Annotated in this window: 14 protein-coding genes; 3 read left to right on the forward strand and 11 right to left on the reverse strand. The window is 63.1% G+C overall.

What is annotated here, in order from left to right; all coding sequences use genetic code 11:
* Positions 1–98: 98 nt before the first annotated feature.
* On the forward strand, positions 99–701 hold the full coding sequence (locus C8C92_RS26550) for a hypothetical protein (protein ID WP_116745733.1): 603 nt from the start codon (positions 99–101) through the stop codon (positions 699–701).
* Positions 702–736: 35 nt separating this feature from the next.
* The gene (locus C8C92_RS26555) at positions 737–1,318 is read left to right on the forward strand and encodes a hypothetical protein (protein WP_099761919.1); all 582 of its coding nucleotides are present in this window, start codon (positions 737–739) and stop codon (positions 1,316–1,318) included.
* A 187-nt stretch (positions 1,319–1,505) separates the two neighbouring features.
* Here C8C92_RS26555 and mmsB read toward each other — a convergent pair whose 3' ends face one another.
* Genes mmsB through C8C92_RS26580 form a run of 5 tightly spaced genes read right to left on the reverse strand, consistent with a single transcriptional unit; the run spans position 1,506 to position 7,015 of the window.
* A complete protein-coding gene (gene mmsB / locus C8C92_RS26560; protein ID WP_099761918.1) occupies positions 1,506–2,411 on the reverse strand; it encodes a 3-hydroxyisobutyrate dehydrogenase in 906 nt (301 codons plus the stop codon).
* A 20-nt stretch (positions 2,412–2,431) separates the two neighbouring features.
* Positions 2,432–3,562 (reverse strand): enoyl-CoA hydratase/isomerase family protein, encoded by a 1,131-nt coding sequence (locus tag C8C92_RS26565; protein WP_116745734.1) that lies wholly within the window; start codon positions 3,560–3,562, stop codon positions 2,432–2,434.
* Complete coding sequence (locus C8C92_RS26570; protein ID WP_116745735.1) at positions 3,555–4,340, reverse strand: enoyl-CoA hydratase; 786 nt, start codon at positions 4,338–4,340, stop codon at positions 3,555–3,557. Before C8C92_RS26570 ends, C8C92_RS26565 begins: the two co-directional genes overlap by 8 nt.
* Positions 4,337–5,497 (reverse strand): acyl-CoA dehydrogenase family protein, encoded by a 1,161-nt coding sequence (locus C8C92_RS26575; RefSeq protein ID WP_071075240.1) that lies wholly within the window; start codon positions 5,495–5,497, stop codon positions 4,337–4,339. Before C8C92_RS26575 ends, C8C92_RS26570 begins: the two co-directional genes overlap by 4 nt.
* A gap of 9 nt (positions 5,498–5,506) precedes the next feature.
* A complete protein-coding gene (locus C8C92_RS26580) occupies positions 5,507–7,015 on the reverse strand; it encodes a CoA-acylating methylmalonate-semialdehyde dehydrogenase (protein ID WP_116745736.1) in 1,509 nt (502 codons plus the stop codon).
* Positions 7,016–7,173: 158 nt separating this feature from the next.
* On the opposite strand from C8C92_RS26580, the gene C8C92_RS26585 reads away from it, so the two are divergent.
* Entirely contained in the window at positions 7,174–8,556 is a 1,383-nt protein-coding gene (locus C8C92_RS26585; protein WP_116745737.1) for a short-chain fatty acyl-CoA regulator family protein, read from the forward strand.
* Here C8C92_RS26585 and C8C92_RS26590 read toward each other — a convergent pair.
* Genes C8C92_RS26590 through C8C92_RS26615 form a run of 6 tightly spaced genes read right to left on the reverse strand, consistent with a single transcriptional unit; the run spans position 8,553 to position 14,306 of the window.
* Complete coding sequence (locus C8C92_RS26590) at positions 8,553–9,614, reverse strand: adenosine deaminase (protein ID WP_116745738.1); 1,062 nt, start codon at positions 9,612–9,614, stop codon at positions 8,553–8,555. The genes C8C92_RS26585 and C8C92_RS26590 overlap by 4 nt on opposite strands.
* Before the next feature lie 25 nt (positions 9,615–9,639).
* On the reverse strand, positions 9,640–10,584 hold the full coding sequence (locus C8C92_RS26595; protein ID WP_243420372.1) for a nucleoside hydrolase: 945 nt from the start codon (positions 10,582–10,584) through the stop codon (positions 9,640–9,642).
* Between the two features lie 17 nt (positions 10,585–10,601).
* Positions 10,602–11,633 carry an ABC transporter ATP-binding protein gene (locus C8C92_RS26600; RefSeq protein ID WP_116745739.1) on the reverse strand — a complete coding sequence of 344 codons (1,032 nt, stop codon included), beginning with the start codon at positions 11,631–11,633 and terminating at the stop codon, positions 10,602–10,604.
* Between the two features lie 13 nt (positions 11,634–11,646).
* Complete coding sequence (locus C8C92_RS26605) at positions 11,647–12,426, reverse strand: ABC transporter permease (protein ID WP_034778814.1); 780 nt, start codon at positions 12,424–12,426, stop codon at positions 11,647–11,649.
* The gene (locus tag C8C92_RS26610; RefSeq protein WP_099761910.1) at positions 12,423–13,262 is read right to left on the reverse strand and encodes an ABC transporter permease; all 840 of its coding nucleotides are present in this window, start codon (positions 13,260–13,262) and stop codon (positions 12,423–12,425) included. Before C8C92_RS26610 ends, C8C92_RS26605 begins: the two co-directional genes overlap by 4 nt.
* A 21-nt stretch (positions 13,263–13,283) precedes the next feature.
* Entirely contained in the window at positions 13,284–14,306 is a 1,023-nt protein-coding gene (locus tag C8C92_RS26615; protein WP_243420373.1) for an ABC transporter substrate-binding protein, read from the reverse strand.
* Positions 14,307–14,321 lie beyond the last annotated feature (15 nt).

Here is a 14,321-nt window from a genome sequence, read left to right on the forward strand (position 1 = left end):
GATCATTCGGCTTGCCAGATAGACTAAAATAGGCGCCATTCCAATGCGGCGCCAGCGTCCGCGTTGCGCTACCCAACCTGATTCGTTTTGGAGAATGTATGAAAAAATTGTACCTGCGCTCGATGCTGGCGGCGGCTTGCGCCGTCACACTGGCAGCTTGCGGCGGCAGCGGCGGCAACCTGTATCTGAGTGGCCAAGTCTCCAATCTGGCAAAAGATGGCCTGATTCTGCTGAATGATGGCGAACGTTTGTCCGTTCCTGCAGGCCAGTCCCAGTTTGTATTCACCAAGCTGGTCAAGACCGATGACCGCTACGACATCAGCATCGCGCAGCAGCCAAAGGGCGCCGTGTGCACGATTACCAACGGTGTCGGCAAGGCAACGAGCTATTCCGCAAGCACGGCCGTGGTGAGCTGCGTGACCAATACCTACCCGCTGACCGGCACGATCACGGGCCTGACCGCCGGCGGCTTGCACCTGGTGATGGGCCCCAACGGCATCAGCCCCCTGGCTGGCGCCGACTCCTACACATTCGAAAAGGTCGCTGACGGCGCCCCATACAGTATTTCCATACTGCCTCCACAGCCAACGGGCCTGACGTGCCGCTTCCAGGGTTCCACCAGTGCCGACGGCAGCGATACGGTCGGCACGATGGGCTCTGCCCCCACGACCGCGGCCACACTCGACTGCACGCCGCAGTAATCCTTGCGATCCGTCACCTAATTTTGGAGAAATACATGAAGTTATCCTGCCTGCGCCCACTCGCCGCGCTGCTGCTGACCCTGGGACTGGCCGCTTGCGGCGGCAAGGCCTCGTATGATGTCAGCGGCACCGTCAGCAACTTGAACAACAATGGCCTGATCCTGGCCAATGGCGGAGAAGAGCTGCCGATTGCAGCCGGCCAGACCTCGTTTACCTTTAAAAAGCGCATCGACTATGGCACCGACTACAACATCACCTTCAAGCAACAACCGGCCCATATGACTTGCGGCATCAGTAATGGCTCCGGTTCGGCTGGCCATTACGTCAACATCAGCGCCGCTGTTTCTTGTTCACAAAATACGTATAGCGTGAGCGGCACGATTTCCGGCCTGACGGTAGACGGCTTGGTGCTGATTAACGGTAATGTAACAACCACGGTGGCCAAGGATGCCAAGACCTTTACCATGGTCGGCGCTGTCGCCGATGGTACTACCTATGGCGTCGGCGTCTCCACCCAGCCGAAGGGGCTGCTGTGCGTCGTACAGCCAGGCACAGGCGCTGGCACCATGGGCAGCGCCAACGTCACCACCGTACAGATCGCCTGTAATCCGGCCTGAGGTGCGGGAACGGTAGCCGCCATGCGGCTACCCGGAAGAGATATCACGTAAATATATAATTGATATTACAAAGATAAATTGGAGTTATATGTGGCGATGCAGCATAATGCATCTGTCTCCTCCAACTCTTCCAAGAATTGGATTTAGCCCGCTTTTACCAGCGGGCTTTTTTTTTGCCCAAAATTTCTCAGGCGGCAGGCGTTTGCAAACCAGGCTGCAGCATGTGCACGATGCTGGAGAAATCCTGCTGCGCATAACCGGCTTGCGCATGCATCTGGTACAGCTGGCGCACCAGGCCGCCCAAGGGCGTGGGCGCGTTTGCCGACAATGCCGACTGCTGCGCCAGGCCCAGGTCTTTCAGCATCAGCGCCGTGCCGAAGCCGCCCGTGTAATTGCGCGACGCGGGCGTGCCGTCCATGACACCGGGCCACGGGTTGTACACTTCCAGGGTCCAGTTGCGGCCAGAACTCTTGGCCATGATGTCGGACAACACTTTCGGATCGAGGCCATGCGCCACGCCCAGGTTCAGCGCCTCGGCCGTACCGGCCATCAGAATACCCAGCAGCATGTTGTTGCAAATCTTCGCCACCTGGCCAGCGCCCGCCTCGCCCGCATGGAAGATGTTCTTGCCCATCTTTTCCAGCAAGGGACGCGCCTGCTGCAAGGCCGCCACGCTGCCACCGACGATGAAGGTCAGGGTGCCGGCCGCCGCGCCCGCCGTGCCGCCCGAGACCGGCGCATCGAGCATGGCAAAGCCGCGCTCACTGGCCGCCTGCGCCACCTGGCGCGCCACGTCAGCCGCGATGGTGCTGCAATCGATGAACAAGGCACCGGGCTTGGCCGAGTCGAGCACGCCGCCGGCGCCCAGGTACAGTTCCTGCACGTGCTTGTTGGCTGGCAGCATGGTGATGACGGCGTCGGCCGTCTGCACGGCTGCGCTGGCGGATGCGGCCGCCGTGGCGCCTGCTTCAACCAGCGACGCCACTGCCGCTGGCGCCAGGTCGAACACGGACACATGGAAGCCGGCGGCCACCAGGTTGCGGGCCATCGGCGCGCCCATGTTGCCAAGGCCGATAAAAGCGATATGTTGCATGGTAAAAATCTCCTGTTCTTTTACTGCAGGTCGCGCAAAGGATGGCTATCCCATGGCGCCGTGAAATATTCATTGAGATACGTTGCGCCGACGTCGGCCAGGCTGGCCGGCTGCCATTGCGGCGTATTGTCCTTGTCGATCAGCAAGGCGCGCACGCCTTCGCTAAAGTCTGCGTGGGCACAGCATTGCACGGCAACGATGAGTTCCAGCTGGAACACTTGCGCCAGGCTCATGTGCCGCGTGCGGTCACGCATGGCCCAGACCAAAGCGGCCGAAGTGGGCGCGCCTTTGGCCAGCGAGTGGGCCGCCTTTTGCAGCCAGGCCACGTCGCCGTCATAGGCGGCAATGGCGGCCACCACTTCGGGCAAGGTAGGCGCTTGCGTCAGCACGGCGATGGCGTCGAAGTTGGCGCGCACTTCCGAGACAGGCAGCATGGATACCGGCGCCGAAAAGCCGCGCAGCAAACGGCCCAGCTGCTGGTGATTCGCCTGCGGGCTGGCTTGCCATTGCGCCAGCGCCAGAGAGTCGAGCACCATGGCGCGCTCTTCCTGGTGCAGGAAATAGTCGCCGAGGCCCGTGAACAGGGCATCGGCCGCGTTCATCGGTGCGCCCGTCAAGCCCAGGAACAGGCCGCTGCGTCCCGGCATGCGGCCCAGGAACCAGCTGCCGCCCACATCGGGGAACAGGCCGATCGTAATTTCCGGCATGGCGATGCGCGTGCTTTCCGTCACCACCTTGTGGCTGGCGCCCGCCATCAGCCCCAGCCCGCCACCCATGACGATGCCGCCGCCCCACACCAGCAGCGGCTTTGCATACGTATGGATGCGGTGGTCGAGCCGGTATTCCTCGGCAAAGAAGGCCAGCGCCTGCGGATTCGGCACGACACCAGGCTGCTCGGCAACTGCCGAACGCAGGCTGCGCACATCGCCGCCCGCGCAAAAAGCCTTGTCGGTCGACGACTGCAGCACCACGCAGGCGATCTGTGCATCGTCCGCCCAGCGCACGAGGGCGCCATCGATGGCGCGGATCATCTCCAGCGTCAGCGCGTGCAAGGACTTCGGTGCATCGAGGGTGATGACGCCCAGCTTCATGCCGCCGGGACAGTCGCGTACTTCTATCTTGACGGTCTCAATCAGGGTACTTTCAGCCATTCTTCCACTCCGCCGGACGTTTTTCCAGGAACGCTTGCACGCCCTCTTTCTGGTCTTGCGTATCGAACAAGCCCAGGAACAGGGTGCGTTCGTCGGGCAGGGAATTGACCAGCGGATGGCTGCGTGCGCCCTGGATCAGGGTCTTGCACGCCGTCACGCTGCTGGGGCTCTGGCGTGCCACCTTGGCGGCCAGCGCCAGCGCCGTGGCGGCAGCCTTGCCGGTAGGCACGACTTCCTCGACCAGGCCGATGGCCAGGGCCTTGGCCGCATCGACTCTTTCGCCGCACAAAATCATGCGCTTGGCCCAGCCTTCGCCCACCAGCCACGGCAAGTGCTGTGTGCCGCCCGCGCACGGCAGCAGGCCGACGGACGCTTCCGGCAAGGCCATCTGCGCATGTTCTTCGGCGATGCGGATGTCGCAAGCGAGCGCGCATTCGAGCCCGCCGCCCATGGCATAGCCATTGATGGCGGCGATGCTGACGCCGCGAAACGCGGACAGCGCCTCGAACGCCTCGCCAAACGCGGCGGCCATGGCGAATGCCGTGTCCTTGTTACCGTCGGCAAACACTTTCAGATCGGCACCCGCCGAGAAGAACTTCGCGCCGCCGCCCGTGATCACGAGCGCGTACACGTCCGGGTCGGCATTCAGGTCGGCCACCAGCTGGGTCAGCGCGTTCAGGCTGGCCTGGGTCCACGTGTGGGCGGGCGGGTTGTCGAGGGTTACCAGGGCCGTGTGGCCACGGCGTTCCAGCAGCAAGTTGGTATACACTTTAGTCATCGTAAGGTCTCCGTGGCGCCGTCTTTCAAAATCGCTCGCGCGACGATCAGGCGCATGATTTCATTCGTTCCTTCCAGGATTTGATGCACGCGCGTGTCGCGCACGTGGCGCTCAAGCGGGTACTCGCGGATGTAGCCGTAGCCGCCGTGCAATTGCAGCGCATCGTTGGCGACATTAAAACCCACATCCGTGGCGAAACGTTTGGCCATGGCGCAATATGCGGTGGCGTCCGGGCTTTCCTGGTCCAGTTTCCAGGCCGCCAGGCGCACCATCTGGCGCGCCGCCACCAGTTCCGTCAGCATGTCGGCCAGCTTGAATTGCAAGGCCTGGAATTGCGCCAGCTCGCGGCCGAACTGCGTGCGCTCCTTCATGTACGCCTGCGCCCGCGTGAGGGCCGCCTGCGCCGTGCCCACCGAGCATACGGCGATGTTTATGCGCCCGCCATCGATGCCCTTCATGGCGATGGCAAAGCCTTCGCCTTCCGCGCCCAGCAAGTTACCAACAGGCACTTTCACCTGATCGAAACTGATGATGCGCGTGGGCTGGCTGTTCCAGCCCATCTTTTCTTCTTTCTTGCCATATACGATGCCGGGCAGATTCGCCGGCACGGCAAACGCGGAAATGCCGGCCGCGCCTTCGCCGCCCGTGCGCGCCATGACGATCAGCATGTCCGTCTGGCCCGCGCCGGAAATGAAGGCTTTGGTTCCATCCAGCACATAAAAGTCGCCATCCCTGACGGCCTTGGTGCGCAAGGACGCCGCGTCGGAACCGGACTGCGGTTCCGTCAGGCAATAGCTGGCCAGCTTCTGGCCGGCGGCCAGGGCCGGCACCCACTCGTCGCACAGGGCTTCCTGGCCCCAGCGCGACAGCATCCAGGTGGCCATGTTGTGAATCGTGATGTAAGCCGTGGTCGAGGTACAGCCGCCGGCCAGCTCCTCGAACACGATGGCTGCATCCTGGCGCGAGAGGCCCAGGCCGCCCCAGCGCTGCGGCGTGTACAGGCCGCAAAAGCCCATCTCGCCTGCCTTGGCGATGGTTTCCACGGGGAAGATCGATTCCGCATCCCAATGCGCCGCGTGCGGCGCCAGTTCACCTTCGGCAAACGCGCGCGCCGCCTGCTGGAACTCGCGCTGCTCGTCGCTCAGTTCAAAGTCCATGCCGGCTCCTTACTTGAGGCTGATGGTGGTGTTGACCTTGCCCACCGAGGCCGCGTCCGTGAACCAGCGCTGGGTAATCGTTTGCGTCTGCGTGTAGAACAGCACGACTTGCTTGCCGAACGGACCCAGGTCGCCCAGCTTGGAGCCGCGCGAGCCCGTAAAGCTGAACAGGGGCACGGGCACGGGAATGGGCACGTTGATGCCGACTTGCCCCACGTCGATTTCTTCCTGGAAGTAGCGCGCGGCCGCGCCGCTTTGCGTAAACAGCGCCGTGCCGTTACCGTTCGGATTCGCATTCACCAGGGCGATCGCTTCATCGAGAGTATCGACTTCGACGACGATCAAGACCGGGCCAAAGATTTCCTGGTCATACACGACCATGCCGGGTTTCACGCCGGACAGAATCGTCGGGCCGACGAAGTTACCGTTCGGATAGCCATCGACCTTCACGTCGCGGCCATCGAGGGTCAAGACGGCGCCCTGTTCGATGCCCTTGGCGACCAGGCTGAAGACGCGCTCTTTTGCCGCGCACGAGATGACGGGGCCCAGGTCCGGATTGTCCTTGCCCGCACCCACCGTCAGGGTTTGCGCCTTGGCCGACAGTTCCGGCAGCCACTCGCGCGCTGCGCCCACCAGCACGGCCACGGAAGCGGCCATGCAGCGCTGGCCGGCCGCGCCGAAACCCGCGCCCAGCAGCTGGTTCAGGGTCTGTTCTTTATTGGCGTCCGGCAAGACGACGGCGTGGTTCTTCGCGCCCATCATGCATTGCGCGCGCTTGCCGTTCAGGCTGGCGCGCTGGTACACATGCGTACCCACCTTGCTCGATCCCACGAACGAAATCGCCTTGATGTCCGGGTGGTCGCACAGGGCGTTGACCACGTCTTCGCCGCCGTGAATCACGTTCAGCACGCCAGCCGGAATACCCGCCTGCAAGGCCAGGCGCACGAGTTTTTCCGTCACGAGCGGATCTTGCTCCGATGGTTTCAAGACAAAGGTATTGCCGCAGGCAATCGCCATCGGGAACATCCACAGGGGGATCATGGCGGGGAAGTTGAACGGAGTAATGCCGGCGCACACGCCCAGCGGCTGCATCACGCTGTAGGTATCGACGCCACCGGCCACGTTTTGCGCGTATTCGCCCATCTGCAGGGTGCCGATATTGGCGGCATGCTCGACCACTTCCAGGCCACGGAACACATCGCCTTCCGCGTCGAGCAGGGTCTTGCCCTGTTCCATCGTCAGGGTGGCGGCCAGGTCGGCCATGTTTTCGCGGATCAGTTGCTGCAATTTGAGGAAAATGCGCGCGCGCGCGCCGATCGGCGTCTTGCGCCAGGTCTTGAAGGCGCGCTGGGCCGAGGCGATGGCGGCGTTGACTTCGTCCGGCGTGGCGAACGGCACACGCGCCAGCACTTCCTGCGTGGCGGGGTTGACGACGTCACGCCAGATGGTGGTTTTGGACTCCACCCACTCGCCGTTGATCAACAGTGGAACGGTCGGAATAGTAGTTTGCGTGGTCACTCGGTGTCTCCTGGTTTTATGGATAGGTCTGTTTGCATTATTCGCACAATACGGGCCGCAAACAAGGCGTGAAAATGCGAGATAATGCAAAGCTGAATCTGTTAATCTGCAAATGTTGTAAATTTGCAGATTCCACAAACCGGGGAAGAGGAAACGCGATGGCAAAGGTTTTCATGGGCGTGCGCCTGCAGCGGCTGCGCGAAGAACGGCGCATGACGCAGGTGGCGCTGGCCAAGTCCCTGGGCATTTCGCCCAGCTATCTGAACCAGATGGAACGCAACCAGCGCCCGCTGACGGTGCCGATTCTGTTGCGCATCGGCACGGTACTGGGGGTCGATCCGCAAATTTTCTCCGAACACGACAGCGCCAGCCTGGTGGCCGACGTGCGCGACGTGTTCGGCGAATTGCCCGACGCGCCACCCACCTCGATGGCCGAGCTCAAAATGCTGGTGGAAAACATGCCGGAACTGGCCCGTTCCATCCTGCTGCTGCAGCGGCGTTACCGGGTGATGGCAGAGCGGGCCGACACGCTGGCCGCGCGCCTCGATGACGGCAGCCGCGGCGCCAGCTCGGCCGCGCCCTCCACGGACGAGGAAGTGCGCGAATACCTGAACCGGCGGCAAAACTATATCGATGAGCTGGACCGGGCGGCAGAGCTGGTGGCGGGCGAACTTGATCCGCAGCTGCGCGCGCTCGACGCGCTGCAAAGCCGGCTGCTGGCGCGCCACGGCATCCAGGTGCAACTGTCCGATGGCGACGCGGGCATGGTGCGCAAACACCGCTTTGACGCCCAGCAACACATCCTGTGGCTGCCCGATACCTTGACGGGTGGCCAGCGCGCCTTCCAGATGGCGGCGCAAATCAGCCTGCTCGAACACAGCGAGCTGATCGACGCCCTGGTGCTGGCGGCGGGACTCTCCGGCGCGGCCGCGCAAACGAGCGCGCGCCTGGCATTCTCGAATTACTTTGCCGGCGCCCTGCTGATGCCATACCAGCGTTTTTTGCAGGCGGCGGAGACGCGCGCCTACGATATCGAGCGCCTGGCGCACCAGTTCGGCGTGGGTTTCGAAGCCGTGTGCCACCGTTTGAGCACCATGCAGCGCCCCGAGGCGGCGGGATTGCCGTTTTTCTTTGTCAGAGTCGACCGCGCGGGCAATGTCTCGAAGCGCCAGTCGGCCACGGATTTTCACTTTTCACGGGTGGGCGGCACCTGTCCCCTGTGGATCGTCTACGACGCCTTCAGCCATCCGGGGCAAGTGCTGACGCAAGTGGCCAGCATGCCCGACGGCTGCACGTATTTATGGATCGCGCGCCAGGTGAGCACGGCCTCGCCGGGCTTTCGCGCACCGGGCAAGACCTTTGCCGTGGCGCTGGGCTGCGACATCTCGCAGGCGCACCGGCTGATTTATTCGAAGGGGCTCGATTTGCACGACCCTTCCAGCGCCACGCCTATCGGCACGGGCTGCAAGGTATGCGAACGGCAGGCGTGTCCGCAGCGGGCGTTTCCATCCTTGCTGCTGCCACCACCTGTTTCAGCTTAAGAGACGTCGGCGACGCGGGCGCGCAGCGCGTCGAACTCGCGCGTAAATTCCACGCGCCAGTCGCGCCGCGTACTCTCATCGATCCAGGCCGCATCGAGGCCATTCAACATGAAGCCGCGCATGTCATCGAGGCCGAAACCGAATTCACGCATCATCATCCAGGCGCCCGTCGGCGTCACGTGGTGCAGGGTCGGGTCATCCGTGTTCGGATGCAGTTTCAGGCCCAGCTTGGCCATGGCGCGGATCGGGTGGTCGAGCGCCCAGCGCTCGGGCGCCAGCGTGCGCAGATAATACGAATTGGTCGGCACGACCGTAAACACCAGGCCACGCTCCACGCAGCGCTGCGCCAGTTCCGGGTTGTCGACAATCGTGTAGCCATGATCGACCCGGTCCACCTGCAATTGCTCGATGGCCGTCGCCACATTCATCCACGGCATGCCGAATTCGCCCGCATGCGCCGTGCATTTGAAGCCCGCCTCGCACGCGGCGCGGTAGGCTTCGATGAAGAGTTCCGGTGGGCGGTCGTTTTCGCGGTAGTCGATGCCGATGCCGATGACTTCCGGCGCGCGGTGCGCCTTCATCCATTCCACCATCTGCACGGCTTCCGCGGGAGCCGCTTCGCGGTCGATGCTGGGAATCAGGCGGCCGATCACGCCAAAATCGCGCTGCGCGTCGCGGATGGCGGCCACGATGGCGTCTTGCGCCGCGTCATAGCGGATGCCCGACACGCGCACCGTGCCGGTCGGATTCCAGAAGAATTCCGCATAGCGCACGCCGTGGCCATGCACGTCTTCCAGGTATTCATACGCGAGGCAATACAGGTCGGTCGGCGAAACGATCAGGTGCGCGTCGAGCGCGCGCAGCACGCGCAGCACGCCCACCGGTTTGTCGCCGCGCGTATAGAACGCGTCGATTTCCTCGGGCGTGACGACATTGCCCGTCTTGGCGGCCAGCGCGCGGAAAGTTGCCTGGCGCACCGTGCCAAACAGGTGGCAATGCAGCTCCACCTTCGGCATGGCGCGTAAAAACTGTTCGATGCTCAGGGGTGAATTAGACATGAAGCTCGTTTCGTAGTGAAGTGGGTCAGACGAGAATGGCGGCCAGGCGGCGCATCAGGCGCTCGATGGCAGCCGGGCCATCGGCCAGCATCGCCACTTGCGTGTTGATGGCGGCGCGGCGCGGCACGCGAAATTCGCACACCGTCATGCCGCGCGTCAGTTCGCCCGTCAATTCGATGGCCACGTGGGCGCTCTGGAACTGGAACAGCTGCGGCGCTTCCAGGTACAGGGCCACCACCGGGTCGTACATGGGCATGGGCACGGAGCCGTCGGCGCTGCGGATGCGCACATACGCTTCCAGGTAGCCGGCCAGACGCTGCGCGCGCGGCGTGCCGATGGCGCGCAGCTGCCGCACTTCCGCATTCGTCACCAGCAGCTGGCGGCACAGGTTCAAGCCGAACATGCGCAGCGCAATGCCGGACTTGAACACCTGGGCAGCCGCTTCCGGGTCCGCATAGATATTGAACTCGGCCGCCGCCGTATGGTTGCCCTGGTCGGTCGAGCCGCCCATCAAAATGATTTCGACGATTTTTTCGGCGATGTCGGGCGCTTTGGCCAGCGCGGTTGCGATATTCGTCATCGGCGCAATCGCCATGATGGTGATCTGGCCAGGATGCTTGCGCACGGCGGCGATCAGCGCGTCGACGGCGTGGCCGGCAGCGTCACTGGCCGCGCCCGGTGGCAAAGTATCTCCCGTGGTCGGCATGCCGCTGTCGCCGAGGATGCGCTGCGCCGTCTCGATGACGCCGGCCAGCGGCTGCTCGCAGCCGCGATAAATCGGTACCGTCAAACCGTCATGCGCCTTGATGCGCAAGGCATTGTCGTAGGTGATGTCGACGGGCGCATTGCCCGCCACCACGCTCGCGCCCAGCCACTCGATATCGGGATTGCTGCCCAAGAGCAGCATCGTCAGCCAGTCGTCGAAACCGGGATCGGTATCGAGCCAGATCTTTTTCAAGGGTTTGTCCATGATGGTTCCAAATGAGCTTAGGCAGCCAGCCACAGGGCGCTGTCGGACGGCAGCACGAAAGACACGGCCGTGCCTTCGCGCCAGATGGCGCCACCGGCCGCGCAAATGCCCTTGACCTGGCCCAGCGGCGTTTGCAGCAGGTATTCGACGGTGTCGCCCAGGAAGCCCCGCGCCAGCACGGTGCCCGGATACTGGCCCGCTGCGTCGTCAGGCGCGCAGACGCGCACCTTGTCCGGACGCCAGCCCAGCACCGTGGTGCCGGCCGCGACGAGGGACGTGTACGGCAGGCTGGCGCCCGCGTGGTGCAGCGCGCCGTCGCGGTAGTCGAACAGGTTTTCAAAGCCCATGAAGTTGGCGACGAAACGCGTCGACGGCGTATTGAAGACGGCTTCCGGCGTGGCCAGCTGCTCGATGCGCCCGCCGTTCATGACGACGATACGGTCGGACAGGGCCAGCGCTTCTTCCTGGTCATGCGTCACGTACAGCATGGTGATGCCCAGTTCGCGCTGGATGCGGCGCAGCTCGGCACGCATCTGCACGCGCAGCTTGGCGTCCAGGTTCGACAGCGGCTCATCGAGCAGCAGCAGGGCCGGTTCGACGACGATGGCGCGCGCCAGCGCCACGCGCTGCTGCTGGCCGCCGGACATCTGCGCCGGCAAGCGGGTTTCAAATCCGGTCAGTCCCACGGCGGCGATCACCGCTTCCACCTTGGTTTTCAGCAGGGCCGGCGCGACCTTGCGCAGGCGCAAACCGAAGGCGATGTTGTCGTACACATTCAGGTGCGGAAACAGCGCGTACGACTGGAACACCATGCCGATATTGCGCTTGTTCGGCGCCAGCTTGCCGATTTCGCGGCCGTCGAGCACGATGCGGCCCGACTGCAGCGGCATCAGGCCGGCGATGGCGCGCATGGTGGTGGTCTTGCCGCAGCCGCTGGGGCCCAGCAGGGAAATCAGTTCGCCCTGCTCGACGTGCAAGTCCAGGTCTTTCACGGACGTCGTGTTCTTGGCGTAGCCGAGGTTCAGCTTGTGCAGTTCCAGATAACTCATCGTGTGTTGCCTCTTACATGTATTTAGAAATGCCCAGCACCTTCTCGGTCACCATCACGAAGGCCATGGTGAACAAGACCAGCAAGGTCGACAGGGCAGCGATCGACGGATCGAAACTGTTTTCCATATGCCCCAGCATCTCGATGGGCAAGGTGCTGATGCCCGGCCCCGTCAGGAACAGCGAGACGGGCACCTGGTTGAACGAGGTGACGAAGGCGAGGAAGAAGGCGGCGATCACGGCGTTGCGGATGTTCGGCAGCACGATCATGAAGAAGGCGCGCAGGCGCGACGCGCCCAGGGTGATGGCGGCATCCTCGATATCCACGCGCAGATTGACCAGGCTGGCGTACACCACGCGCACCGAATACGGGATCAGCAGCGCGATATGGCCGATCAGCAGGCCCACATACACGGGCGCGTTGATGGTCAGCACCAGGTGATGCAGCAAGCCCAGGCCGACGAGGATGGCGGGAATGATCAGCGGCGACGTCAGGATCTGGCGGATGGCGCCGATGCCCGGTGGCGGCATGCGCGAAAACGCATACGCGACGGGAATACCCAGCAACAGCGCGATGACGGTCGCGATCAGGCCGATTTCCAGGCTGGTCTGGAAAGCGCGGCGGAACTCGGGCGCCGACCATACTTCGATGATCCAGCGCAGCGAGTACGACTCGGGCGGGAAGGCCAGCGTTTCGCCACCGGAAAAGCCGGCCAGCACGACGATGGCGAAAGGCCCCAGCAAGAACAAAAACACCAGCCACAGGACGGCGCGCGAAAACAGGCTTTCTTTCATACGGAGCTCCGGCTCGAGGAAATACGTTTAAGGCCGGCGTTGACCAGCAGGGTCATGCAGACGAGGATGACGGCGATCACATTCGCGGCGCCGAAATCGCTCTCCACGCTGACCTTCTGGTACAGCAGCGTTTCCAGCATCAGCACCTTGGTGCCGCCCAGGAGGGCCGGCGTCACGTAAGCCGTCACGCAGCCCGTAAACACCAGCGTGCCGCCGACCACCAGGCCTTCCTGCGTCAGCGGCAGGGTGACCTTGCAAAACACTTGCCAGGGATTCGCGCCCAAAGTCGCCGCAGCCGGTTCCACGTCGCGCGGCAGGTTTTCCAGCGCACCGGCCAGCGACATCAGCATCAGTGGCAGCAGCAATTGCAGCAAGCCGACAAACACGGCGAACTCGCTGAACAGCAAACGCAGGGGCTCGTCCGTGAAACCCATGTTGACCAGCGCCGCGTTGAGGGCGCCGTTACGCCCCAGCAGCACGATCCAGGCATAGGTACGCGCAATCGGCGAGACCATCAGCGGCAAAATCATCATGCCCACCACCAGGCCGCGCCACTTCGGCGACACGCGCGCCACGGCTTGCGCGGCCGGGTAGCCGAGGAGGATGGCCGCCAGCGTCACCAGCGCGGCGATGCGCAGGGTGCGCCAGAAGATGGTGCGGTTGAATTCCTGCGAAAAGAATTCAATGAAGCGGTCAAAGCCCCACTGCATGCCGTCGCCGACACGGAAGGCGTCGACCAGCAAGGCCAGCACGGGCAGCAGGAAGCAGACGACGATAAAGATCAGCGCCGGCAGGACCAGCAGCAGTCCCAGGCGCTTTTTTGGATCAGCAAACATGGTGTTTTCTCCTCGTCACCACTATTTGCTCATGGCCTTGTTCCACTGCGTCATCCAGTTGCTGCGCTGCTTGAGGATGGTTTCCGGCTTGACAAATTTCAGCGAATTGATCTGGTCGGCGCCATAGGTATTGAATTGCGCGGCCGCCACCGACAGGCGCACGTCCTTGTTGACGGGCGAGTCGACCAGGTTGGTCGCCAGCTGCGTCTGCACTTCCTTGGAGAGCCAGAAATCCATCAGCTGGTAGGCCAGGTCCGCATTCTTGGAGCCGGCAACGATGCCCATCACGTTCATGCCGGCCGCCTGGCCTTCGGCCGGGATGCTCCATTTCAAGGGCAGGCCCGTCTTGAGCATTTGCGACCACGTGAAGCGCGCCACGGGCGCGGCCCAGATTTCATCTTGCGCGAACAGGGCAGCGAGCTGCGCGCTGTTTTTCGAGAACGTGACGACGTTGCCCTTCATGCCGACGATCTTGGCAAAACCGGTGGCGTAGTCATCCGTCTTGCCGCCCCAGGCCGCATCGGCCATGCGCAGCATCAGCGGGCCCTGCGTGGTGCTCACATCGGGGAAGGCCACGCGGCCTTTCAGTTCGGGGCGCCACAGGTCCTTCCACGACGTCAGCGGGGCGATCTTGTCGCTGCGGTACACCAGGCCTACCGAATACAGCGTGTAGCCGACGGCGAAGTTGCCGCCGATGGGATTTTTCGCCACGTCGTACAGGGCTTTGTAATTGCTCAGCTTGGCGTAATCCATGGGCTGGATGACGCCCTTTTGCGCTGCTTCCAGCATGCCGGAATCGGACAGCAGCACCAGGTCGATCACCGGATTCTTGGCGTGCACCACCAGCTTGGCGATGCGGTCCGCATTATTCCCCGTTTCCACCTTGATGTCGCACCCGCATTTGGCCTTGAACGGCTCGTACACATATTTCATGAACAAGGGCTGGGCAATCGGATAGGCCGAAATGACCAGCTCGCGTTTTTCCGCGTGGGCGGCGTTAGCCAGCAAGCCTAGGCTCAACGCCAACATGAGGTGCTTTTTCAAGATGCTTCCTTTCAG

The sequence above is a fragment of the Janthinobacterium sp. 78 genome, from assembly GCF_003096775.1.
In the GTDB taxonomy this organism is placed as follows: domain Bacteria; phylum Pseudomonadota; class Gammaproteobacteria; order Burkholderiales; family Burkholderiaceae_D; genus Janthinobacterium; species Janthinobacterium tructae.